Below are 22566 nucleotides of genomic sequence, written 5' to 3'. Positions count from 1 at the left end.
AAATACCGACTTGTGCCTACTTGAGCCGGGCCATGAGCGCGTGCTCGACGAGCGTGATCAGACCGCTCTTGGCGTCCGCGCGGTGGCGGGCGTCCGTCGTGATGATCGGGGTGTCGGGTCCGATCTGGAGCGCCTCGCGGACTTCGTCGGGGGTGTAGGGCTGGTGTCCGTCGAAGCCGTTGAGGGCGATGACGAAGGGGAGCCCGCTGTTCTCGAAGTAGTCGACGGCGGGGAAGCAGTCGGCGAGGCGGCGGGTGTCGACGAGGACGACGGCGCCGATGGCGCCGCGGACGAGGTCGTCCCACATGAACCAGAAGCGGTCCTGACCGGGCGTACCGAAGAGGTACAGGATCAGGTCCTGGTCGAGCGTGATACGGCCGAAGTCCATCGCCACGGTCGTCGTCGTCTTGCCACCGGTGTGCGTCAGGTCGTCGATGCCCGCCGAGGCGGACGTCATCACGGCCTCGGTACGCAACGGGTTGATCTCCGAGACGGCACCGACGAACGTGGTCTTACCCACGCCGAAGCCCCCTGCCACCACGATCTTCGCCGAGGTAGTGGCCCGGGCAGCGCCGCCGCTAGAGCTTGCGAAGTCCACTGAGCACCCTTTCGAGCAGTGTCACATCCGGCGCGCCGCCGGCCTCTCCATTGCCCGGCTGGTGGATGGCCACCATGCCGGCTTCCGCCAGGTCCGCGACGAGGATCCGGGCCACACCGAGCGGCATCGACAGCAGCGCCGAGACCTCGGCCACCGACTTGACCTCGCGGCAGAGATGGCAGATCCGCTGGTGCTCGGGGAGCAGCGTCGCCATGTGCGCGGGGTCGGCCGTGGTGGAGACCAGTGCCTCTATGGCGAGCTGGTAGCGCGGCCGGGTCCGGCCACCGGTCATGGCGTACGGGCGGACCAGTGGCTGGTCGCCTTCACCGTCGTACGACGCGTGATGCAGTGCGCCGTACGGATCGGGTGAGGCGGGTGGCGGGGTCATGAATCCTCCGGGCGTGACAGCAGTGCGTCGGCGTGCCGTCTGGTGAGGCCGGTGGGGGGCTCTGCACGGCCTGACGGGCGAGGGTTGAGGGCGTTACCTGGGGCAATCGAGTCTGTCGTCGATCCAAGGACGCCTAGTGAAGCAGGCTCCCCTGGAGTTCGGCACGGAGGTCGGGGGTGAGAACACTGCCCGCGCGGTCGACCAGCAGGGCCATCTCGTACCCGACCAGGCCTATGTCGGCGTCCGGGTGGGCGAGAACGGCCAGCGAGGAACCGTCCGAGATGGACATCAGGAAGAGGAACCCGCGTTCCATCTCCACCACCGTCTGGCTGACGGCGCCGCCCTCGAAGATGCGGGAGGCGCCCGCGGTCAGCGAGGTCAGCCCGGAGGCGACGGCGGCGAGCTGGTCGGCGCGGTCGCGGGGGAATCCTTCGGACATGGCCAGCAGGAGTCCGTCGGCGGAGACCACCACCGTGTGCGACACCCCGGGGGTGTTGTCCACGAAGTTGGTGATCAACCAGTTCAGATTCTGCGCGGCCTGACTCATCGGGCTCAACTAACGCTCCTGCTGGTGAGTGGGGCCGAGTGGGAAACTGCCGGTCGACTGGCTGTTGGCCTGCCGCCCCTGCTGGATGCCCCGGCGGAGATTGGTCAACCGCCCGCGCACGTCGTCGGGGGCGCGTGACACCTGCGGACCGGACTGATGGTTCTGCTGCTGAGCGGTTCCCGGCACCAGGTTGGCGCGGGGCACTCGACGCGGCAGTCCGGAAGTGGTGATTCCGCCTGCCGCGGGCTTCTTGACCCGCTCCGCCTGCCGTACGAGTTCGTCGTTCGGCGAGGGGCGCCAGGAACTTGCGGGGGTGTTGCCCATGTCGCCACCACCGGCCGGAGCACCGGGAGCCGGGGACTCCGGGGCCTGGCGGCGGGGGAGGGACGCGGGCTCCTGCGGCTCGGCGGCGGGCGGCTGCTGACCGCCGTGCTGCTGGCCGCCCTGCTGCCCCTGCTGGTTCTGCTGCGGGCCGTGGAACCAGTTGGTCTCCAGGGTGTCGTACAGCGGCGTACGACCGTCCCCGGGGCCCGCGGCGGGCAGCGCCTCGGGCTGCGGCTGCGGCGGCAGCACCGGGCGGTACTGGCCGTCACCGGCCGGCGGGCGCGGCGCGCCGAAGTCGTTGCCCGGGGTCTGCTGGGCCGGGGCGGGGAAGCCCTGGTCCTGCGCCCGGACGGGCTGCGGCTGCGGCTGCCCGAAGTCCGGGCGGGCGAACTGCGCGGTGCTCGCCGGGTCCTGGGCCGGGAAGTCCTGCGGGGCGTGGGCCTGCGGGACGTGCGGCTGCGGAGCCGGGGCGGAGAAGTCCGGGCGGGCGAACTCGGCGGTGGCGCCGGGGCCCTGCTGCTCGTCCATCGGCGGACGCGGAGCGAACTGCGGGTCCACCGGGCGCTCGAACTGGCCGGTGTCCGGCCGCTGGAACTGCCCGGTGTCCGGTCGCTGGAACTGGCCGGTGGACTCGGGCTCCTCGTGGCCGCGCGGGGCGTCCAGCGCTCCACGCGCCGGGTCCTCGGCACCCCAGCTGGTGGTCTGCGGACGCTGCGGTACGGGGTAGCCGCCGGTCGCCGGCCCCTGGGAGGGGGCGCCGGGCAGTTCGGCGCGCGGACCGCCGACGGGCGGCAGCTGGCGCTCGGGGCCGCCCTGGCCGGGCTGCTGGAAGCCACCGGGACCGGCGGGGTTCGGCCGGGCCTGCTGCGGCTGCCAGGCGGCGCCGTCGTTCTGGCGGTCCTGGACCTGACGCTTCTCGCTGAACAGGTCGGGGCGGCCGCCCGGCTCCTGCTGGCCCGGACCGTCGCCCTGGCCGCGGGCACCGAGCCGGGCGCCGTTGCCGAAGGCGCCCGCGAGGCCGCCACCGTGGCGCTGCGGCTCGGGACGGGACGCGTCCTGAGGGCCGGGACCGGCCGGGGGGAACCCGGCGTCCTGCCGGCCCTGCGGCTGGCGCGGACCGCCGTCGCGGGAGGGCAGCGCGGCACGGGGCGCGGCGCCCGCGCCGACCTGGCCGCGCGCTCCGCCCTGGCCCGGGGCCAGACGGCCGGCCGGGCCCGCGGGAGCGGCGCCGAGACCGGGGCGCGAGCCACCGGCCGCACCCGCCTGGCCGGCGCCGAGCGGACCGCCCGGGGCACCGGCCTGCTGGCCCGCGGCCGGCTTGGGCGCGGGCTGCTTGCCGCCGTGCGCGACGTCGACGGGCAGCATGACCAGCGCGGTCGTACCGCCGGAGTCGGAGGGCCGCAGCTGGATCCGGATGCCGTGACGCAGCGAGAGGCGGCCGACCACGAACAGACCCATGCGGCGGGAGACCGAGACGTCCACGGTGGGCGGCGAGGCGAGCCGCTCGTTGATCGCGGCCAGGTCCTCCGGCGAGAGGCCGATACCGGTGTCGTGGATCTCGACCAGCACGCGGCCGTCGGGCAGCGCGTGACCCGTGACCCGCACCTTGGTCTGCGGCGAGGAGAACGACGTGGCGTTCTCCAGCAGCTCGGCGAGCAGGTGGACGAGGTCGTTGACGACCCGGCCGGCGACCTCGGTGGCGGGCACCGCGGCCAGTTCGATGCGCTCGTACTGCTCCACCTCGGAGGCGGCGGCACGGAGCACGTCGACCAGCGGGACGGGGCGGGTCCACCGGCGGCCGGGCTCCTCGCCCGCGAGGACGAGGAGGTTCTCGCCGTTCCGGCGCATACGGGTCGCGAGGTGGTCGAGCTTGAAGAGCGAGGACAGCTGGTCCGGGTCGGCCTCGCGCGACTCCAGCTCGGAGATGAGCGAGAGCTGGCGCTGGATGAGGCCCTGGCTGCGGCGCGAGAGGTTGGTGAACATCGCGTTGACGTTGCCCCGGAGGAGGGCCTGCTCGGCGGCGAGGCGGACGGCCTCGCGGTGCACGTCGTCGAAGGCCGCGGCCACCTGGCCGATCTCGTCCCGGGAGTGCACACCGACCGACTCGACCGAGGTGTCCACGTCCTGCGGGTCGGTCTCGGAGAGCTGCTTGACGAGCTCGGGCAGCCGGTCCTGGGCGACCCGGGTGGCGGTGTCCTGGAGGCGGCGCAGCGAGCGGATCATCGACCGGGCGACGACGAAGGCGCCGACCAGCGAGACACCGAGGACGAGCAGGATGAGCGCACCGCTGATGATGGCTTCGCGCTTCGACTCGTTGCGGAGCTCGCGGGCCTTGCCCTCCATGTCACCGAGGAGGGTCTCCTCGATGGTCGTCATCGCCCCGATCTTGGTGGAGCTCTGGTCGTACCAGTCGAGGTAGGAGCGGCGCGCGGTGCCCTCCATGCCCGTGGGGCTGTCCAGCACCTTCTTCGCGTAGGTGGTGGCGGCCTTGATCTCGGGGTTGCCCTCGTCGAGCGTGGCGGTCAGCTCGTCGGCGTCGTTGCCGGTGGCCGCGTACACGGACTTGAAGGAGCTGAGTGCCGACTGCTCCTTGCCCAGCGCGGACTTGCCGAACTGCTTGTCGTTCGGGTCGAGGTGCGGCTGCTTGTCGTTGCCGCCGGGCAGTGCCGCGGCGATGATCGCCCGCTGGACCGAGGCGTACTCCTTGGCGGAGGAGAAGGCCGCCAGGGCACGCGTCCGCTTGATCATCTCCGAGTTGCTGGTCGCCTGCGCCATGTCCTGGGAGAGGCTCAGCAGCGAGGAGATGAGCTGGCTGTACTGGTCGATGGTCTGGAGGCTCGGGGAGCCCTTGGCGTACGCCGTCTTGCGGATGTCGCGGATGTTGGCCAGCTGGCGCGCGATCTGGGCGGCGCTGGCGGAGATGCCTTCGAGGGCCTCGTCGCCGGAGGGGTCGCCGATGTCGTTGGTGGCGGTGAGGAAGGCCGTCTTCGCCCGGTCGGTCTTCTTCCGGGGGTCGATGACCTTGAAGTCGTCGGCCTTCACGCCGTTGGACAGCGGACCGGCCGAGCGGTCGCGCTCGTCCTGGAGCGCCTGGGCCAGCGCGGTCGCCTGCGTCGTCAGCCTGGTCAGCAGCTGCATGTGGTCCAGCTGCTGGATGTCGTTCATCGACTCGTTGATCCGCAGACCGCCGAGCGCGGTCGCGGCGACCACGGGGAGGGCGAGCAGGGAGACCAGTCGGGTGCTGATGCGCCAGTTGCGCAGCGCGACGCGCGAGCCGCTGCCGACGGGGCCCTGGGCCTTGGGCGAGGAGACCGCGTCGGTGTCGTCGCCCTCCGCGGCGGGGCGCTGATCGCGGTCGCCGCCGTCGGGGGTCCCGGCCGGCCCAGCGTTCTGGGCGTGCTGTGCCGAGGGACCGCGGTCGGTCCCGCCGTGCGGCTCCTGCTCCGCCGCAGCGCTGCCATCCCTCTTGAAACGTCCCTGCACTAGCGTCGCAACCTCTGGACCAGGCGTCCCGCCCGCGCGATGCGGTGGGACGGTGTCGGCGTTGTGGGGCGTCCGTACCTGCCCCATGGTGGTCGTGAGTGACCGGCGCCCTCTTCCCCTTTCCGCCGCCACTCGGCGCTCTGTCGCGCCCCCTGCGCGCCGGTTTGAAACCCGCGGCGGTGCGTGGAATTCCAGCACAGTGCAGGACCTCCAACAAGGGCCTGGTGTCTCACAGTGACATGAGTGACGCTTTGTGATTGGCGAGTGACAAGCCGTGGAGCTTGATCATGCATAAAACGGTCGATAAGGAGCGAATTTTTAAGTTTCGACTTGTGTCCCAGTCGCCATGGTCGGGAGTGGAATAGATGATTCAGTGGCGGAATGTCCCTTTCTGTTGGCGTGGTCGACCGTCTGGAATGGGTGGATTGTCCGCACGGTCGTGAGCAAACTCACACAATGATCGTCGTCTCTTCCGGGCATCCGCCGGGAATTGGATGTTTAGCCTGACGCTTTACTGGGATGGCACAACCGACCATCGGCGCCCCCTCGCGGGCGGCGCCCGTACCGACAGGGTCCGAACGGCAGATGAAGACGACGATGACGTTCCGCAACATTGCCAACCCCCGCCGCACCACGCTGGCGCACCTCAAGGACGTCGGTGAGCTGCGGACGCCGGAGCGGCCGGAACACGCCGTCGAGCTGCCGGGCCAGACCGCCAACCCGCGGCGCACCATCCTCATGGAGGCCCCGGTCGCCGCCGCGCCCGTCGAGTAGCGCGGACAGCGCCTTTCCCGGCCGTCCCCCTCGCCGTGCCCGCGTCCGCCCCGCTCGAAATCGGGGCAATCCCCGCCGGGCAACGCGTTAGCCTGGAGCGTCAGTCTTCAGCCAGCAAGCGAGTGAGGGGCGACAGCATCCCGTGCGCATCGCCAGGTTCTCCATCGACGGCAATGTCGCGTTCGGCGCCGTCGAGGGCGAGGGGCCCGATGGCCTCGTCCTCGACATCATCAAGGGCATCCCGTACGCCGAGTTCGAGCTCTCCGGCACCAAGGTCCCGCTGAGCAAGGTCCGCCTCCTGCCGCCCGTGCTCCCCAACAAGGTCGTGGCCATCGGCCGCAACTACGCGGAGCACGCCGCGGAGCTCGGCAACGAGGTGCCCGAGGTCCCCGTCGCCTTCTTCAAGCCCACCACCTCGGTGATCGGCTCCGGCGACGCGATCGAGTACCCCTCCTTCTCGAACGAGCTGCACCACGAGGCCGAACTGGCCGTGGTCATCGGCCGCATGTGCCGGGAGGTCCCGCGCGAGCGCGTGAAGGACGTGATCTTCGGCTACACCTGCGCCAACGACGTCACCGCCCGTGACGTCCAGAAGCGCGAGAAGCAGTGGGCCAGGGCCAAGGGCTTCGACACCTCCTGCCCGCTCGGCCCCTGGGTGGAGACCGACCTCGACCCCGGCGACGTGACCATCCAGGCGACGGTCAACGGCGAGCAACGCCAACTGGGCCGCACGAGCGACATGATCCGCTCGGTCGAGGACCTGGTCGTCCACATCACGGAAGCCATGACGCTGCTCCCGGGCGACGTGATCCTCACCGGCACCCCCGCAGGGGTCGGACCCCTCCATGTCGGCGACGAGGTCGCCGTCACCATCGAAGGCATCGGCACTCTCACCAACAAGGTGATCAAGCGTGGCTAACGCATCTGTACGCGTCCGTTTCTGTCCCTCGCCGACCGGCAACCCCCACGTGGGCCTGGTCCGCACCGCCCTGTTCAACTGGGCCTTCGCCCGGCACCACGGCGGCACCCTGGTCTTCCGCATCGAGGACACGGACGCCGCCCGTGACTCCGAGGAGTCGTACAACCAGCTCCTGGACTCCATGCGCTGGCTCGGCTTCGACTGGGACGAGGGCCCCGAGGTCGGCGGCCCGCACGCCCCGTACCGCCAGTCGCAGCGGACGGACATCTACCGGGACGTCGCCGACAAGCTCCTGGCAGGCGGGTACGCGTACCACTGCTACTGCACCACCGAGGAGCTCGACACCCGCCGCGACGCCGCCCGCGCCGCCGGGAAGCCGTCCGGCTACGACGGCCACTGCCGCGAGCTGAGTGCCGAGCAGGTCGCCGCGTACGAGGCCGAGGGCCGCACCTCCATCGTCCGCTTCCGGATGCCCGACGAGCCGCTCACCTTCACCGACCTGGTCCGCGGCGAGCTGACCTTCCAGCCGGAGAACGTGCCGGACTACGGCATCGTCCGTGCCAACGGGGCCCCGCTCTACACGCTCGTCAACCCGGTCGACGACGCCCTGATGGAGATCACCCACGTCCTGCGCGGCGAGGACCTGCTCTCCTCCACCCCGCGTCAGCTCGCCCTCTACAAGGCGCTCATCGAGCTGGGCATCGCCAAGGACACCCCCGCCTTCGGCCACCTGCCGTACGTGATGGGCGAGGGCAACAAGAAGCTCTCCAAGCGCGACCCGCAGGCCTCGCTCAACCTCTACCGCGAGCGCGGCTTCGTGCCCGAGGGGCTGCTGAACTACCTCTCCCTGCTGGGCTGGTCGATCGCCGAGGACCGGGACATCTTCTCCGTCGAGGAGATGGTGGCCGCCTTCGACATCAAGGACGTCAACGCCAACCCGGCGCGCTTCGACCTGAAGAAGTGCGAGCACGTCAACGCCGAGCACATCCGCCGGATGGACGTGAAGGCGTTCACCGAGGCCTGCGGCCCCTGGCTGAAGGCCCCGTTCGCGCCCTGGGCCCCGGAGGCCTTCGACGCGGCGCGGTTCGCGGAGATCGCCCCGCACGCCCAGACCCGGGTCACGGTCCTCTCGGACATCACGGCCAACGTCGACTTCCTCTTCCTGGACGAGCCGGTGACGGACGAGGCGTCCTGGAACAAGGCGATGAAGGAGGGCTCCGACGCCCTGCTGGTCACCGCCCGCGCCAAGCTGGCCGACGCCGAGTGGAACGCGGACGCCCTGAAGAACGCCATCCTCGTCGCGGGCGAGGAGCACGGCCTGAAGCTCGGCAAGGCCCAGGCCCCGGTCCGGGTCGCGGTCACCGGCCGCACGATCGGCCTGCCGCTCTTCGAGTCCCTGGAGATCCTGGGCCGCGAGAAGACCCTGGCCCGCATCGACGCGGCCCTGGCGAAGCTCGCCGCGTAACGATTCCCCGCCATGCCCCGAGGGGGCGGCCCCGGTTCACGCCGGGGCCGCCCCCTCGCGGCGTTCCAGGGCGGCCCGGGAGCCCCGGAGCGCCGGACGGGCCCCGGGGGGCCCGGGATCCGCTCCCGCGGCGCCCTCCCGCGCCCGCCACGGGACCGCTAGCCTGGCCGCATGGTCATCCGAGCCGTGCTCTGGGACATCGACGACACGATCTTCGACTACACCCGGGCCGACCACGTCGGCCTGCGCAGTCAGCTCGAACAGGAGGGCCTGCCCGACGGATACGCCACCGTCGAGCAGGCCCTCCTCGCCTGGCGGACGATCACCGAGGCGCAGTGGGCGCGGTTCGCCGCCGGGGAGGCCGGCTTCCACGAGCAGCGCCGGGACCGGGTCAGGGAGTTCGTCGCGCGGCCGCTGACGGACCCGGAGGCCGACGAGTGGTTCGCCCGGCACGCGGCCCACTACGAGGCCGCCTGGGAGCTCTTCCCGGACGTGCTGCCCGTGCTGGACCTGCTGGCCGACGGGTACCGGCACGCGGTGCTCTCGAACTCCAGCATCCGCAACCAGGACCACAAGCTGCGCGTGCTCGGCGTGCGGGACCGCTTCGAGGCCGTGGTGTGCGCCGTGGAGCTCGGCATCTCCAAGCCCGAGGCCGGCGCCTTCCACGCCGCCTGCGAGGAGCTGGGCCTCGAACCCGGGGAGGTCGCGTACGTCGGCGACGAGCCGGACATCGACGCCGCCGGGGCGGTCGCCGCCGGTCTGCGGGGCATCTGGCTGGACCGGAAGGAGCGGGGCGGACGGCCCGAACTCCTCCGTATCGAGCGGCTCGACCAGCTGCCCCGGCTGCTGCTGGCCGATACCCGTTTTGGAGCGCCGGACACCTTCGGGTAATGTTCTTTCTGCGCCGCCCGGGCGGGACGAAAAGTCCGAACGGGAAGCGCAGCAGGAACAAAGATCCCGCAAGGGGTTGCGTTCCAGTGGGCTATGGTGTAATTGGCAACACTACGGTTTCTGGTACCGTCATTCTAGGTTCGAGTCCTGGTAGCCCAGCGCAGAAATGCAACAAGTAGTAACAAGCCCCCGTTGTGTAGCGGCCTAGCACGCTGCCCTCTCACGGCAGTAGCGCCGGTTCGAATCCGGTCGGGGGTACAGATCCTTCCCGCGAGATCATCTGGGTCGCACCCACGGTCTCGATGCAGGATCGCTAGGGCCCCCGTTGTGTAGCGGCCTAGCACGCTGCCCTCTCACGGCAGTAGCGCCGGTTCGAATCCGGTCGGGGGTACTTGTAACACCATGGGCTATGGTGTAATTGGCAACACAACGGTTTCTGGTACCGTCATTCTAGGTTCGAGTCCTGGTAGCCCAGCGCAGAAATGCAACAAGTAGTAACAAGCCCCCGTTGTGTAGCGGCCTAGCACGCTGCCCTCTCACGGCAGTAGCGCCGGTTCGAATCCGGTCGGGGGTACAACAGAGAAACAGTCAAAGGCCCTTCACTTCGGCGGAGGGCCTTTCTGTTGCACCGGGCGCCGGGGCGCCCGGCCGGTCAGAGACCGTAGCGCCGGGCCGACTCCTCCTCCTGCGCCATCCTGCGCAGCGCCATCAGTAGCGGCTCGTACAGCACGACCGAGGCGACCGCCGCCTCCACCTGCTCCGCCTCCGTCGGATACGCCTCCATCATGTCCAGGTCCTGGACGGCGACTTGGTGCATCAGGCGGGCGTGCTCGGTGAGGTGGTCCACGTCGCAGGGGTAGCCGAGGCGGATCAGGGTCGCCACCGAGGACACCAGCGCGCGGTACGCGGGGGAGAGGGTGCCGATCTCCTGCGAGGTGGCCCAGCCGAGCCCCTCCAGGAGCCGCTCCACGGCTGTGCGGGCCGCCACCGTCTCCGGGGCCTCCTCGTCGGCGTCCGGGCCGTTCGGAAGCGCCCAGAGCGCCGCGCCCAGCCTGATCGTCCGGCCCAGGGAGTCGTCGTCGACATGGGAGAGGACCTCGCGCGCCGTGGCCACCGGCAGGCGCCCCACCTGGATCAGGGCCCGTACGAGGCGCAGCCGGCGCAGATGGCTCTCGTCGTACTCGGCCTGCGTGGCGGTGATCCGGAGGCCGGGGTGCACCAGGCCCTCGCGCAGGTAGTACTTGATCGTCGCGGTGCTGACCCCGCTCCGTTCGCTCAGTTCCGAGAGCCGCATGTGCCGCGCCTTCCCTTGTGCCATCTCTTGGGTAGTGCCACTATCCAAGCATTGGATAGTGGCACTACCCAACGAAACAGGGGGCTGATCGTGTTCGCGAAGCCGATTGCGGGACGGACCACCGCCGCGGCCGAGGGGGAGGTGGTGGTGCTGCTGATCGGGATGCGCATCAACCACTTCCGGGGCGTGCGCCACTGGGTGCCGGTGTTCGCCGCGATGGTGCGCATGCTGCGGGAGTTGGGGCGGAACAAGGAGCGCGGGCTGCTGGGGCACACGCTGCTGACCGGCTCGCCGCGGACGTACTACGTCGTCCAGTACTGGGAGTCGAAGGAGAAGCTGTACGCGTACGCGAGTGCGCCGGACATGTTCCACCGGCAGGCGTGGGTGGCGGTGAACCGCAGGGAGCGCAAGTCCCGTCAGCACGTGGGGCTCTGGCACGAGACGTACATGGTCCCCGAGGGCGGCTACGAGGCGATCTACGCGGACATGCCCGCGTACGGCCTCGCGCGGGCGACGGGGGTGCTGCCGATCGAGGGGCGGGGGCGCAGGGCCGCGGACCGGCTCGCGCACCGCTCGGACGCGAAGCAGTAGGAACGGGCGCCGGGAAGGGGGCCGCCACGACGCTGGGGCGGCCGGGGGAGGGGCGGGGTGCGGCGGGTCAGCCGTTGCGGCGCAGGGCCTCGCTGAGCCGGGCCGCCGAGTCGATGACCGCCTGGGCGTGCATCCGGCCCGGGTGCCGGGTCAGCCGCTCGATCGGTCCGGAGACCGAGACGGCGGCGACCACCCGGTTGGACGGGCCGCGCACCGGCGCGGAGACGGAGGCCACGCCCGGCTCGCGCTCGCCGATCGACTGGGCCCAGCCGCGGCGCCGTACGCCCGAGAGGGCCGTGGCCGTGAAGCGGGCGCCCTGGAGGCCGCGGTGCAGGCGCTCCGGCTCCTCCCAGGCCATCAGGATCTGGGCCGAGGAGCCGGCCTTCATGGTGAGCGTGGAGCCGACCGGCACCGTGTCCCGCAGGCCGGACAGCCGCTCCGCCGCCGCCACGCAGATGCGCATGTCACCCTGTCTGCGGTAGAGCTGCGCGCTCTCACCGGTGATGTCGCGGAGGTGGGTGAGCACCGGGCCCGCCGTGGCCAGCAGGCGGTCCTCGCCCGCCGCCGCCGCGAGCTCCGCCAGCCTGGGGCCGAGGATGAACCGGCCCTGCATGTCCCTGGCCACCATCCGGTGGTGTTCCAGCGCCACCGCCAGTCGGTGGGCCGTGGGCCGTGCCAGCCCCGTCGCCGCGACCAGCCCGGCGAGAGTGGCCGGACCGGACTCCAGGGCGCTCAATACCAGAGCTGCCTTGTCGAGAACGCCTACGCCGCTAGAGTTGTCCATACGACGATACTCCCGTCTCACTCTGTGAAACGCAAGTTCAATTATCGGCGGAAGTTGCGAACCTGGGAGAGCGGCCGCACAACGGCCCGCAGCCGTCGCCCCGCCCGGGGGGCCGGACGGTGGCGCACCGAATCTCTAGTTGAGCCGGCGAAGACGCCGGCCGGAGGGAAAGCGATGGGTAGGACACTCGCGGAGAAGGTCTGGGACGACCATGTCGTCCGGCACGCCGAAGGCGAGCCCGATCTCCTCTTCATCGATCTGCACCTGCTGCACGAGGTGACCAGCCCCCAGGCCTTCGACGGCCTCCGGCAGGCCGGACGGCCGGTGCGGCGCCTCGACCTCACCATCGCCACCGAGGACCACAACACCCCGACCATCGACATCGACAAGCCGATCGCCGACCCGGTCTCCCGCGCCCAGTTGGAGACCCTGCGCAAGAACTGCGCGGAGTTCGGCGTGCGGCTGCACCCGCTGGGCGACGTCGAGCAGGGCGTCGTGCACGTGGTCGGCCCGCAGCTGGGGCTGACCCAGCCCGGCACCACCGTCGTCTGCGGCGACTCCCACACGTCCACGCACGGCGCCTTCGGCGCGCTGGCGTTCGGCATCGGCACCAGCCAGGTCGAGCACGTGCTGGCCACCCAGACGCTGCCGCTGGCCCGCCCGAAGACCATGGCGATCACCGTCGACGGCGAGCTGCCCGACGAGGTCTCGGCCAAGGACCTGATCCTCGCGGTCATCGCCCGGATCGGCACCGGCGGCGGCCAGGGCTACATCCTGGAGTACCGGGGCGCGGCCATCGAGAAGCTCTCGATGGAGGCCCGGATGACCGTCTGCAACATGTCGATCGAGGCCGGCGCCCGCGCGGGCATGATCGCCCCGGACGAGACCACCTTCGCCTACCTGAAGGACCGGGACCACGCCCCGCGGGGCGAGGACTGGGACGCCGCCGTCGCGTACTGGAAGACGCTGCGCACCGACGACGACGCCGTCTTCGACGCCGAGGTCGTCATCGACGCCGCGGAGCTGGCCCCGTTCGTCACCTGGGGCACCAACCCCGGCCAGGGCGCCCCGCTGTCCGCCAACGTCCCCGACCCCGCTTCGTACGAGGACGCCTCGGAGCGCTCCGCCGCCGAAAAGGCGCTGGAGTATATGGGGTTGACCGCCGGGCAGCCGCTGCGCGAGATCGCCGTGGACACCGTCTTCGTAGGCTCCTGCACCAACGGCCGGATCGAGGACCTGCGCAACGCGGCCGCCGTCGTCGAGGGCCGCAAAGTCGCCGACGGGGTACGGATGCTGGTCGTCCCGGGCTCCGTCCGGGTCGCCCTCCAGGCCGTCGAGGAGGGCCTGGACAAGGTCTTCACCGCCGCGGGCGCCGAATGGCGGCACGCCGGCTGCTCGATGTGCCTCGGCATGAACCCGGACCAGCTGGCCCCCGGCGAGCGCTCCGCCTCCACCTCGAACCGCAACTTCGAGGGCCGGCAGGGCAAGGGCGGCCGTACCCACCTGGTCTCCCCGCAGGTGGCCGCCGCCACCGCCGTGCTGGGCCACCTGGCCTCGCCCGCCGACCTGTCCGACGTCCGCACCCCCGCCGGAGTCTGAGAACCATGGAAGCTTTCACCACGCACACCGGCCGGGCCGTCCCGCTGCGCCGCAGCAACGTCGACACCGACCAGATCATCCCCGCCCACTGGCTGAAAAAGGTCACCCGGGACGGCTTCGAGGACGGGCTCTTCGAGGCCTGGCGCAAGGACCCGGACTTCGTCCTCAACCGCCCCGAGCGGGCGGGCGCCACGGTCCTGGTCGCCGGGCCCGACTTCGGCACCGGCTCGTCCCGCGAGCACGCCGTGTGGGCGCTGCAGAACTACGGTTTCAAGGCCGTGATCTCCTCCCGGTTCGCCGACATCTTCCGGGGCAACTCGCTGAAGAACGGGCTGCTGACCGTGGTCCTGGACCAGTCGGTGGTGGACGCGCTCTGGGAGCTGACCGAGGCCGACCCCACGGCCGGGATCACCGTCGACCTGGAGGCCCGCCAGGTCCGCGCCGAGGGCGTCACCGTCGACTTCGAGCTCGACGAGAACTCCCGCTGGCGGCTGCTGAACGGCCTGGACGACATCAGCCTCACCCTTCAGAACGAAGCGGACATCGCGGCTTACGAGGCGGCCAGGCCGACCTTCAAACCGCGTACAATTCAAGCCTGAGCAGCACGTTTCCCGGACTGCGCCCCCTGCCATCTGGTAGGGGGCGCAGTCGCTTGTTGAGACCCTGTCGGGCGACAACTCGCCCCAGATGGCACAATCGGTGCATGGGACGCGACAGCCAACTCAAGCTTTACGGCCAAGTCGCCGACCGATTGAAGGAAGCGCACACAGTCGTGCGTGAACTGCAAGTCCCGGAGGGCGTACGGATGGCGCTCTCCCGGAAGCTGTTGGCCATCACGGCCGCGGCTAAGCACGATCTCCCGGGCGCGGCAAGGCGTCTGGACCGGTTGATGAAGGACCTCGATGAGGGCCGATTCCCCGAAGGTGACTGACTCTGCGGAACTGCGCAGCAGTCGACTTCGTTGCGGCACTAGGGTGATTAGCCCGTTTCGTGTTTGATTTGCGGTATATATCTGCCTAACGTGCGAAAACGCTTGAACACATTCGTTCTGGCAATGTCTCCGAAGGGGAAGACGTGAACAAGGCGCAGCTCGTAGAAGCGATTGCCGACAAGCTCGGAGGCCGTCAGCAGGCCGCCGACGCCGTCGACGCGGTGCTCGACGCGATGGTCCGTGCGGTTGTCGCGGGTGACCGGGTCTCGGTCACCGGCTTCGGCTCGTTCGAGAAGGTCGACCGCCCGGCCCGTTACGCCCGTAACCCGCAGACGGGTGAGCGCGTGCGGGTCAAGAAGACCTCGGTGCCCCGCTTCCGCGCAGGTCAGGGCTTCAAGGACCTGGTGAGCGGCTCGAAGAAGCTCCCCAAGAACGACGTGGCCGTCAAGAAGGCGCCCAAGGGCAGCCTCTCGGGCGGTTCTTCCACCCGTACGACCGCCAAGGCCGCCACCAAGAAGGCCACCGCCAAGAAGGCCACGGCGAAGAAGGCGACGGCGAAGAAGGCCACCACCGCGGTGAAGGCCACGGCGGCGAAGAAGACCACCGCCAAGAAGACCACGGCCGCCGCGGCGAAGAAGACCACGACGGCGAAGAAGACCACGGCCGCCGCGGCGAAGAAGGCCACGACCGCGAAGAAGGCGGTCGCCGCCAAGACCGCCCCCGCCAAGAAGGCCACGGCGAAGAAGGCGCCCGCGAAGAAGACGACCGCGCGCAAGACCACGGCGAAGAAGGCCACCGCGCGCAAGAAGTGAGGCCGAGCAGCGCACGGCCTTCTCACACGCGCCGGGCCGGGTTCCCTTCGGGGAGCCCGGCCCGCGGGCCGTTGGGGGGACGGTGCGGAGTGCGGGCGGTCCGGGCCCGGGCGAAGGCCCGGCGGCCCCGCCCGGAGGGCCGCGTTCAGAAGGTCTGCAGCGTCACCAGCGTGATCCGCAGGGCCGCGCCCTCGCCGGTGCCCTCGATGCGCACCCGCTGCCCCGGGCGCAGCAGCCTCAGCCCGCCGGCGTCGAAGGCGTCGGCGTCGAAGTCCACCGGCGTTCCGTCGTCGAGCAGCACGCTGCCGCAACGGGTCCCGGGGTCGTAGGTGTACGAGGTGGCCTGCATGGGCGCCAGCCTAACGGTCCGGGGCGGCCGCCGCCGCGGACCGGTGCTCCGCCGTGTACGCCCCGACCCCCAGTGCCGTCGCGGCCCGCAGATCGTCGCCGGTGTCCACGTCCTGGCGCACCGAATCGATGTCCGGCAGGTCGATTTCCACCGCCCCGGAGTCCAGATGGCGGGCGCGTGACGGGCCGCCGAAAGCCGGGCGCAATTTCACCCCGGGGGCAGCCGAAAGAAATGTTGTCCCGATTCCTGCCGCATCGGTCACAAATGCGCGGGGGAATTTCGCGGAAAAATCGAGGACCCGGGCCAATTCATCGGCGCGCAGCGCGGGCAGGTCCGCGTTGAGGGCGGCGACCGCGGCCCGGGGCCGTCCGGCCCGTACGGTCCGCTCGCCGTGCGCGAGCGCGGCGTTGAGCCCGCGGCCGGGGGCGTCGGGGACGACCCGCGCCCCGAGCGCGGCGAGCGCGGCCCCGGCCCGGGGATCGTCCGTGACCACCACCACATCCAGCACCGCCGGGCAGGACAGCGCGGCGGCCACGGTGTCCCGGGCGAAGGCGAGGGCGAGCCGGGGGCGCAGCACCGGCCCGACCGCGGGGGCCAGCCTGCTCTTGGCCAGGGCCAGGGGCTTCAACGGAACGACCAGGGACCAGGGCCCGGTCGGGTCGGTGTTCGTGGCGATCTCCCCCTCGGTGGGCTTCGCCGCCTATTCTCGCCTGCCGACGCGGGAACGCGGGGGAGCGGGGAGTCGGTCCCGCACCCGGGGAGGCGGTCCGGAAAGCGGGGCGTACGGTGTTCTCGACAGAGCAGGGGCCTGGGGCGAGACTTGACCCTCGGTAGCCAGGCAGAGATCAAGTTCTTGGAAGTCCCTAGAGGAAGGTGTCCGAGTGTCCCGCCGCAGAATCGGCTTCTGGTACCGCCTGGCGGCGGTCATCGCAAAACCGCCGCTGGTGGTTCTGTTCAAGCGTGACTGGCGGGGGACGGAACACATTCCGGCCGACGGCGGATTCATCACCGCGGTCAACCACAACTCCTATCTGGACCCGCTTTCCTACGGCCACTTCCAGTACAACACCGGCCGGGTGCCACGGCTCCTCGCCAAGGCCGGCCTTTTCAAGACCCCCTTTGTCGGAATGATGCTGCGCGGCACCGGACAGATCCCGGTGTACCGCGAGTCGACCAACGCGCTGGACGCCTTCCGGGCGGCCGTCGACGCCATCGAGCGCGGCGAGTGCGTCGCCTTCTACCCCGAGGGCACGCTCACCCGCGACCCCGACATGTGGCCGATGGCCGGCAAGACCGGTGCCGCCCGCGTCGCGCTGATGACGAAGGCCCCGGTCATCCCCGTCGCGCAGTGGGGCGCCAACCTGGCCATGCCCCCGTACGCCAAGGAGCACAAGCTCCGGCTGTTCCCCCGCAAGACCCTTCAGGTGCAGGCCGGACCTCCCGTGGACCTCTCCCGGTTCTACGACGAGGAGCCCACGCCCGAGGTCCTGCGCGAGGCGACCGAGGTCATCATGGCCGCGATCACCGAGCAACTGGAGATCGTGCGGGGCGAGAAGGCCCCCGAGCACCCCTACGACCACCGCAAGGCCCGTGCGGAGCAGCGGCGCAAGGCCGAAGGAGAGGGACGCAAGTGACGCAGCCCGTGAAGGCCGCCGTCTTCGGGACCGGTTCCTGGGGGACGGCCTTCGGCATGGTCCTCGCCGACGCCGGCTGCGAGGTCACCCTCTGGGGCCGCCGCGCCGAGCTCGCCGAGGCCGTCAACACGACCCGTACCAACCCGGACTACCTGCCGGGGATCGAGCTCCCGGCCTCGGTCCGGGCCACCACGGACGCCGTCGAGGCGCTGGACGGCGCCGACTTCGTCGTGTTCGTGGTGCCCTCGCAGACGCTGCGCGCCAACCTCGCCGAGTGGTCCCGGCACATCGCCCCCGACACCGTGCTCGTCTCCATGATGAAGGGCGTCGAACTCGGCACCGCGAAGCGGATGAGCGAGGTCATCGAGGAGGTCGCCGGGATCCCCGCGGACCGGATCGCCGTCATCACCGGCCCCAACCTCGCCCGGGAGGTCGCCGAACGCCGCCCCGCGGCCGCCGTCGTCGCCTGCCCGGACGAGGCCGTGGCCCGACGCCTCCAGGCCGCCTGCCACACCTCCTACTTCCGCCCGTACACCAACACCGACGTGGTCGGCTGCGAACTCGGCGGCGCGGTGAAGAACGTGATCGGTCTCGCGGTCGGCATCGCCGACGGCATGGGCCTCGGCGACAACGCCAAGGGCTCGCTGATCACCCGGGGCCTCGCCGAGACGACCCGGCTCGGCCTCGCCATGGGCGCCGACCCGCTGACCTTCTCCGGACTCGCGGGCCTGGGCGACCTGGTGGCCACCTGCTCCTCCCCGCTCTCGCGCAACCACACCTTCGGCACCAACCTGGGCAAGGGCATGACGCTCCAGGAGACCATCGCCGTCACCAAGCAGACCGCCGAGGGCGTCAAGTCCTGCCAGTCGGTGCTCGATCTGGCCCGGCGGCACGGCGTCGACATGCCGATCACCGAGACCGTCGTCGGCATCGTCCACGAGGGCAAACCCCCGATGGTCGCGCTGGCCGAGCTGATGTCGCGCAGCGCCAAGGCCGAGCGGCGCTGAGCCGTCCGGCCCCGGAACGGGCCGGACACGACCGGAGCGGTGAACGTCCGGGGCCACCGCTCCGGCCGGACCCGGCGGCGCTGACGCGCGGGGTACCAGCAGGTACGCTCAACCCGATATGAGCAGCGAGAACCTCCCCCAGAGCCCGGAGCGGCAGCTCCGCAAGCCGCGCGTGGCCGTCGTGTTCGGCGGCCGCAGTTCCGAACACGGCATCTCGGTCGTCACGGCCGGCGCCGTCCTGAACGCCATCGACCGGACCAAGTACGACGTCCTGCCGATCGGTATCACGGCCGACGGACGCTGGGCGCTCACCGCCGACGAGCCCGAGCGCATGGCCATCACGGACCGGAAGATGCCGGACGTGGCCCAGCTCGCCGAGTCCGCCGAGGGGGTCGTGGCGCTCTCCGCCGACCCCGGCAGCCGCGAGGTGACGTACACCGAGCCCGGCTCCGTCCCCAAGGCGCTCGGCGAGGTCGACGTCGTCTTCCCCGTACTGCACGGCCCGTACGGGGAGGACGGCACGCTCCAGGGGCTGCTCGAACTCTCCGGTGTGCCCTACGTCGGCGCCGGGGTGCTCGCCTCGGCCGTCGGCCAGGACAAGGAGTACATGAAGCGGGTCTTCACCTCCTTCGGACTGCCGGTCGGCCCCTATCTGGTGGTCCGGCCCCGCGAGTGGGAGAACGACCCCTCCGGTGCACGCAGGCGCATCGTGGACTTCGCCGGTGAGCACGGCTGGCCGCTCTTCGTGAAGCCCGCGCGGGCCGGTTCGTCGATCGGCATCACCAAGGTCGACGACCTGGCCGGGCTCGACGAGGCGATCGAGGAGGCCCGCCGCCACGACCCCAAGTTCCTGATCGAGTCGCTGCTGCGCGGACGCGAGATCGAGTGCGGGGTGCTGGAGTTCGAGGACGGGCCGCGCGCCAGCGTGCCCGCCGAGATCCCGCCGGTGACCTCGCACGAGTTCTACGACTTCGAGGCCAAGTACATCGACTCGGCCCCCGGCCTCGTGCCCGCCCCGCTCACCGAGGAGCAGACCGCCGAGGTCCAGCGGCTCGCGATCGAGGCCTTCGACGCCACCTCCTGCGAGGGGCTGGTCCGGGCCGACTTCTTCCTCACCGAGGACGGCAAGTTCGTGATCAACGAGGTCAACACCCTGCCCGGCTTCACCCCGATCTCCATGTACCCGCGGATGTGGCAGGAGAGCGGCGTGAGCTACCAGGAGCTGGTGGACCGGCTGATCCAGGCCGCGCTGCGCCGCCCGACCGGCCTGCGCTGACCTTCCCGGGGCGTGGCCGGTGCCGTTCCGGCGCCGGCCACGCCCTACAGCCCGGGAACCGTCCTGCTGACGGGCGCGCCGAACGCGGCCAGCGGGCTCGCGTCGTGCGCGTACGCCGCCGAGAGCGTCACCTCCACGTACGCCTTGCGGTACGTCGTCGTGAACCGCGGGCCGCCGTCCTTCGACTGCTCCAGCAGCCAGTTGACGCCGTTCGCCTCGGTGCCCTTCGCCATGGGGTCGTCCATCTTGGCGGGCCGGGGGACGCCGCAGCGCAGTACGATCTCCCCGTCCCCCCATTCGGCGGTCAGTTCGGACTCGGGTCCGGCGTCACCGCGGTCGAGTCCGGCAACGGTCCTCGGCAGCTCCGCGTGGAGTGCGCGGCAGTACGCCGCGGCCTGCGCGGAGGGTGTGGGAACCGTGATCGACCCCGCGGCGTCCGTCGAGGAACAGCCCGCCGCGGCCAGCAGCGAAGCGGCCACGGCCAGGCCGGGGAGCACGGGACGGCGGAGGAACCGGCGCGATGAGGTCACCGGCCCAGCGTAGACGGGGACTACAGATGGACGACCGGGCAGGTCAGGGTTCGGGTGATGCCTTCCACCTGCTGGACCTTGGCGACCACCATGCGGCCCAGCTCGTCGACCGTGTCGGCCTTGGCGCGGACGATCACGTCGTAGGGGCCGGTGACGTCCTCTGCCTGCATCACTCCAGGAACTCGGGAGATGGTCTCGGCGACGGTCGACGCCTTGCCCACCTCGGTCTGAATAAGGATGTACGCCTGTACCACGGAACCTCCAGGGCGGCCACGAGGATCATGCGGGGGAAGAAAGAGACGCCACGGTATCGCGTCACCGCGTGCCACGGGGAGACCTGGGGTCCGTTGACGTCCACCGCGTGGCGCGCACCGCACACAGGTTGACGTGTCTCTTGACACTACCGACAGCAGGGACGGCCCGCGACCGCTGACACGGCGGTCCGGAAGGGGTACGGGGATGACCAGGGCGGGTGGAGCGGACCGCTCCCGGCGGCGGCCGGCCCGCGCCCCGGCACCCCGGCCGCCGAAGCAGCCGGACGAGGGTCCGGCGCTACAGATGAGAGGTGAGACTCGGTGAAGGGAACCGTGGGCGAGTTGGGGGAGTTCGGGCTCATCAGGGAGCTCACGTCCCGGCTCACCACCACTCCGGCGGTACGGCTCGGCCCCGGCGACGACGCCGCGGTCGTGACCGCTCCCGACCGCAGGGTCGTGGCCAGTACGGACATCCTGTTGGAGGGGCGGCACTTCCGCCGCGACTGGTCGACCGCGTACGACGTCGGCCGCAAGGCCGCCGCCCAGAACCTCGCCGACATCGCCGCCATGGGCGCGGTGCCCACCGCGCTGCTGCTCGGCCTGGTCGTCCCGGCCGAACTCCCGGTCACCTGGGCCGGGGAGCTGATGGACGGCATCCGCGACGAGTGCCAGGTGGCGGGCGCGGCCGTGGTCGGCGGGGACGTGGTGCGGGGCGACACGATCACCGTCTCGATCACCGCGCTGGGCGACCTGCGCAACCACGAACCGGTCACCCGGGCCGGCGCCCAGCCCGGCGACGTCGTCGCCGTCACCGGCTGGCTCGGCTGGTCCGCCGCCGGGTACGCGGTCCTCTCCCGGGGCTTCCGCTCGCCGCGCGCCTTCGTCGAGGCCCACCGCCGCCCCGAACCGCCCTACCACGCGGGCCCCGCGGCCGCCGGGCTCGGCGCCACCGCCATGACGGACGTGAGCGACGGACTCGTCGCCGACCTCGGGCACATCGCCGAGGCCAGCAAGGTCCGGATCGACCTGAGGGCCGGGCTCATCGACATCCCCTCCCAGATGTCCGACATCGGGCAGGCCGTCGGCGTCGACCCGCTCCAGTGGGTGCTGACCGGGGGCGAGGACCACGCGATCGTCGCCACCTTCCCGCCGGACGTGAAGCTGCCCGCCCGCTGGAAGGTGATCGGCGAGGTCCTCAACCCCTCGGCGCTGCCGCAGGTCACGGTCGACGGGGCGCCGTGGACCAGCAAGGGCTGGGACCACTTCGGGGACATCGAGGACGCCCAGTAGATTGCGGCGTATGCCGATACCCGCACCCGCCGCCGCACCCGCCCGAGTACTCACCGTCGCCGGATCGGACTCCGGCGGCGGTGCGGGCATCCAGGCCGACCTGAAGACCATGCTGGCCCACGGGGTGCACGGGATGAGCGTGCTCACCGCCGTCACCGCCCAGAACTCGCTGGGGGTGCAGGGCGCCTGGGAACTGCCGGCCGAGGCGGTCCGCGCCCAGTACCGCAGTGTGGTCGACGACATCGGGGTGCAGGCGGTCAAGACCGGGATGCTCTCCTCGGCCCTCCTGGTGGAGACGGTGGCCGAACTGCTCGCCGGTACCGCCGCCCCGGCCGTCGTCGACCCGGTCGGCGTCTCCAAGCACGGCGACCCGCTGCTCGCCGCCGAGGCCCTCGACTCCGTACGGACGAGACTCCTGCCGGTCGCCACCGTCGCCACCCCGAACCTGGACGAGGTGACGCAGCTCACCGGGGTCCGGGTGACGGACGGACCCGGGATGCTCCGGGCCGCCGCCGCCCTGCTGGAGTTCGGCCCGCGCTGGGTCGTCGTCAAGGGCGGACACCTGCCCGGCGACCCCGTGGACCTGCTGACCGACGGCACCGAGGAGCACTGGCTGCCCGCCCCCCGGCACGACAACCGCCACACCCACGGCACCGGCTGCACCCTCGCCTCCGCGATCGCCTGCGGACTGGCCCTGGGACAGGACGTGCCCACGGCGGTACGGGGAGCGAAGGGCTACGTCACCGGGGCCATCGCGGCGGGCTTCCCGCTGGGCGCCGGGATCGGCCCGGTCGACCACGGCTGGCGCACCCGTCAGGGCTCCTGA

At 71.1% G+C, this 22566-nt stretch carries 24 protein-coding genes and 5 tRNA genes; 19 read left to right on the top strand and 10 right to left on the bottom strand.

The window, feature by feature from the left end:
* Positions 1 to 16: 16 nt before the first annotated feature.
* The 4 genes from ACIQGQ_RS21585 to ACIQGQ_RS21570 all read right to left on the bottom strand — a co-directional run bounded on the left by ACIQGQ_RS21585 (position 17) and on the right by ACIQGQ_RS21570 (position 5340).
* Positions 17 to 598, bottom strand: coding sequence for an ATP/GTP-binding protein (locus tag ACIQGQ_RS21585; protein ID WP_072487286.1), 582 nt, complete (start codon positions 596 to 598; stop codon positions 17 to 19).
* A complete protein-coding gene (locus tag ACIQGQ_RS21580; protein ID WP_352276250.1) occupies positions 579 to 986 on the bottom strand; it encodes a DUF742 domain-containing protein in 408 nt (135 codons plus the stop codon). The genes ACIQGQ_RS21585 and ACIQGQ_RS21580 overlap by 20 nt, the downstream gene beginning before the upstream one ends.
* A gap of 133 nt (positions 987 to 1119) precedes the next feature.
* Positions 1120 to 1533: a roadblock/LC7 domain-containing protein gene (locus tag ACIQGQ_RS21575; protein WP_259934900.1), complete on the bottom strand. Its 414-nt coding sequence runs from the start codon at positions 1531 to 1533 to the stop codon at positions 1120 to 1122.
* Between the two features lie 9 nt (positions 1534 to 1542).
* Positions 1543 to 5340, bottom strand: a complete 3798-nt coding sequence (locus ACIQGQ_RS21570) for a nitrate- and nitrite sensing domain-containing protein (RefSeq protein ID WP_402398218.1) — start codon at positions 5338 to 5340, stop codon at positions 1543 to 1545.
* Between the two features lie 585 nt (positions 5341 to 5925).
* Between ACIQGQ_RS21570 and ACIQGQ_RS21565 the strand changes: the two genes are divergently transcribed.
* The 9 genes from ACIQGQ_RS21565 (at position 5926) to ACIQGQ_RS21525 (ending at position 9963) form a co-directional block, all read left to right on the top strand.
* Positions 5926 to 6114 (top strand): hypothetical protein, encoded by a 189-nt coding sequence (locus ACIQGQ_RS21565; RefSeq protein WP_366296084.1) that lies wholly within the window; start codon positions 5926 to 5928, stop codon positions 6112 to 6114.
* A 142-nt stretch (positions 6115 to 6256) separates the two neighbouring features.
* Positions 6257 to 7033 carry a fumarylacetoacetate hydrolase family protein gene (locus ACIQGQ_RS21560; RefSeq protein WP_402398216.1) on the top strand — a complete coding sequence of 259 codons (777 nt, stop codon included), beginning with the start codon at positions 6257 to 6259 and terminating at the stop codon, positions 7031 to 7033.
* Positions 7026 to 8498: a glutamate--tRNA ligase gene (gene gltX, locus ACIQGQ_RS21555; protein ID WP_402398214.1), complete on the top strand. Its 1473-nt coding sequence runs from the start codon at positions 7026 to 7028 to the stop codon at positions 8496 to 8498. Before ACIQGQ_RS21560 ends, gltX begins: the two co-directional genes overlap by 8 nt.
* A 171-nt stretch (positions 8499 to 8669) precedes the next feature.
* Positions 8670 to 9389, top strand: a complete 720-nt coding sequence (locus ACIQGQ_RS21550) for an HAD family hydrolase (protein WP_366296078.1) — start codon at positions 8670 to 8672, stop codon at positions 9387 to 9389.
* Positions 9390 to 9476: 87 nt separating this feature from the next.
* Positions 9477 to 9548, top strand: a tRNA-Gln gene (locus tag ACIQGQ_RS21545).
* Between the two features lie 26 nt (positions 9549 to 9574).
* Positions 9575 to 9647: transfer RNA gene (locus ACIQGQ_RS21540), tRNA-Glu, on the top strand.
* Between the two features lie 60 nt (positions 9648 to 9707).
* Positions 9708 to 9780: transfer RNA gene (locus ACIQGQ_RS21535), tRNA-Glu, on the top strand.
* A gap of 12 nt (positions 9781 to 9792) precedes the next feature.
* Positions 9793 to 9864, top strand: a tRNA-Gln gene (locus ACIQGQ_RS21530).
* A gap of 26 nt (positions 9865 to 9890) precedes the next feature.
* Positions 9891 to 9963, top strand: a tRNA-Glu gene (locus ACIQGQ_RS21525).
* Between the two features lie 78 nt (positions 9964 to 10041).
* Here ACIQGQ_RS21525 and ACIQGQ_RS21520 read toward each other — a convergent pair.
* Positions 10042 to 10683: a MerR family transcriptional regulator gene (locus ACIQGQ_RS21520; RefSeq protein ID WP_402398212.1), complete on the bottom strand. Its 642-nt coding sequence runs from the start codon at positions 10681 to 10683 to the stop codon at positions 10042 to 10044.
* Between the two features lie 90 nt (positions 10684 to 10773).
* Here ACIQGQ_RS21520 and ACIQGQ_RS21515 point away from each other — a divergent pair, with 90 nt between their 5' ends.
* Positions 10774 to 11274, top strand: coding sequence for a DUF4188 domain-containing protein (locus ACIQGQ_RS21515; RefSeq protein WP_402398210.1), 501 nt, complete (start codon positions 10774 to 10776; stop codon positions 11272 to 11274).
* 67 nt (positions 11275 to 11341) lie between these two features.
* Here the strand turns inward: ACIQGQ_RS21515 and ndgR are convergent, their stop codons facing one another.
* Positions 11342 to 12058: an IclR family transcriptional regulator NdgR gene (ndgR, locus tag ACIQGQ_RS21510; protein ID WP_030928691.1), complete on the bottom strand. Its 717-nt coding sequence runs from the start codon at positions 12056 to 12058 to the stop codon at positions 11342 to 11344.
* A 174-nt stretch (positions 12059 to 12232) separates the two neighbouring features.
* Between ndgR and leuC the strand changes: the two genes are divergently transcribed.
* From leuC to ACIQGQ_RS21490, 4 genes are all read left to right on the top strand, one after another.
* The gene (leuC, locus tag ACIQGQ_RS21505) at positions 12233 to 13657 is read left to right on the top strand and encodes a 3-isopropylmalate dehydratase large subunit (RefSeq protein ID WP_402398208.1); all 1425 of its coding nucleotides are present in this window, start codon (positions 12233 to 12235) and stop codon (positions 13655 to 13657) included.
* A 5-nt stretch (positions 13658 to 13662) separates the two neighbouring features.
* Positions 13663 to 14256, top strand: a complete 594-nt coding sequence (gene leuD, locus ACIQGQ_RS21500; protein WP_352276264.1) for a 3-isopropylmalate dehydratase small subunit — start codon at positions 13663 to 13665, stop codon at positions 14254 to 14256.
* A 104-nt stretch (positions 14257 to 14360) separates the two neighbouring features.
* Positions 14361 to 14588, top strand: a complete 228-nt coding sequence (locus tag ACIQGQ_RS21495) for a hypothetical protein (RefSeq protein ID WP_352276266.1) — start codon at positions 14361 to 14363, stop codon at positions 14586 to 14588.
* A gap of 143 nt (positions 14589 to 14731) precedes the next feature.
* Positions 14732 to 15400 carry an HU family DNA-binding protein gene (locus tag ACIQGQ_RS21490; RefSeq protein ID WP_402398206.1) on the top strand — a complete coding sequence of 223 codons (669 nt, stop codon included), beginning with the start codon at positions 14732 to 14734 and terminating at the stop codon, positions 15398 to 15400.
* A 145-nt stretch (positions 15401 to 15545) separates the two neighbouring features.
* Here ACIQGQ_RS21490 and ACIQGQ_RS21485 read toward each other — a convergent pair whose 3' ends face one another.
* On the bottom strand, positions 15546 to 15749 hold the full coding sequence (locus ACIQGQ_RS21485) for a hypothetical protein (RefSeq protein ID WP_402398204.1): 204 nt from the start codon (positions 15747 to 15749) through the stop codon (positions 15546 to 15548).
* 10 nt (positions 15750 to 15759) lie between these two features.
* Positions 15760 to 16377, bottom strand: coding sequence for a 2-phospho-L-lactate guanylyltransferase (gene cofC, locus ACIQGQ_RS21480; protein WP_402398202.1), 618 nt, complete (start codon positions 16375 to 16377; stop codon positions 15760 to 15762).
* 253 nt (positions 16378 to 16630) lie between these two features.
* On the opposite strand from cofC, the gene ACIQGQ_RS21475 reads away from it, so the two are divergent.
* The 3 genes from ACIQGQ_RS21475 to ACIQGQ_RS21465 all read left to right on the top strand — a co-directional run bounded on the left by ACIQGQ_RS21475 (position 16631) and on the right by ACIQGQ_RS21465 (position 19666).
* The gene (locus ACIQGQ_RS21475) at positions 16631 to 17383 is read left to right on the top strand and encodes a lysophospholipid acyltransferase family protein (protein ID WP_352276271.1); all 753 of its coding nucleotides are present in this window, start codon (positions 16631 to 16633) and stop codon (positions 17381 to 17383) included.
* Positions 17380 to 18390, top strand: coding sequence for an NAD(P)H-dependent glycerol-3-phosphate dehydrogenase (locus ACIQGQ_RS21470; protein WP_402398200.1), 1011 nt, complete (start codon positions 17380 to 17382; stop codon positions 18388 to 18390). Before ACIQGQ_RS21475 ends, ACIQGQ_RS21470 begins: the two co-directional genes overlap by 4 nt.
* Positions 18391 to 18508: 118 nt before the next feature.
* Positions 18509 to 19666: a D-alanine--D-alanine ligase family protein gene (locus ACIQGQ_RS21465; RefSeq protein ID WP_402398198.1), complete on the top strand. Its 1158-nt coding sequence runs from the start codon at positions 18509 to 18511 to the stop codon at positions 19664 to 19666.
* Between the two features lie 44 nt (positions 19667 to 19710).
* On the opposite strand, the gene ACIQGQ_RS21460 is transcribed toward ACIQGQ_RS21465, so the two are convergent.
* Together ACIQGQ_RS21460 and ACIQGQ_RS21455 are read right to left on the bottom strand one after the other, a co-directional pair.
* Positions 19711 to 20196, bottom strand: a complete 486-nt coding sequence (locus ACIQGQ_RS21460) for a DUF3515 domain-containing protein (protein WP_402398196.1) — start codon at positions 20194 to 20196, stop codon at positions 19711 to 19713.
* Positions 20197 to 20216: 20 nt separating this feature from the next.
* A complete protein-coding gene (locus ACIQGQ_RS21455) occupies positions 20217 to 20450 on the bottom strand; it encodes an Lrp/AsnC ligand binding domain-containing protein (RefSeq protein ID WP_352276276.1) in 234 nt (77 codons plus the stop codon).
* A 321-nt stretch (positions 20451 to 20771) separates the two neighbouring features.
* Here ACIQGQ_RS21455 and ACIQGQ_RS21450 point away from each other — a divergent pair, with 321 nt between their 5' ends.
* Positions 20772 to 21740 carry a thiamine-phosphate kinase gene (locus ACIQGQ_RS21450; RefSeq protein ID WP_352276277.1) on the top strand — a complete coding sequence of 323 codons (969 nt, stop codon included), beginning with the start codon at positions 20772 to 20774 and terminating at the stop codon, positions 21738 to 21740.
* A 10-nt stretch (positions 21741 to 21750) separates the two neighbouring features.
* The gene (thiD, locus tag ACIQGQ_RS21445) at positions 21751 to 22566 is read left to right on the top strand and encodes a bifunctional hydroxymethylpyrimidine kinase/phosphomethylpyrimidine kinase (RefSeq protein ID WP_402398193.1); all 816 of its coding nucleotides are present in this window, start codon (positions 21751 to 21753) and stop codon (positions 22564 to 22566) included.

The sequence above is a fragment of the Streptomyces sp. NPDC092952 genome, assembly GCF_044754785.1.
Classification (GTDB): domain Bacteria; phylum Actinomycetota; class Actinomycetes; order Streptomycetales; family Streptomycetaceae; genus Streptomyces.
The sequence above is the reverse complement of the archived record's forward strand: the minus strand, read 5'-3'. Positions and strand labels throughout refer to the sequence as shown.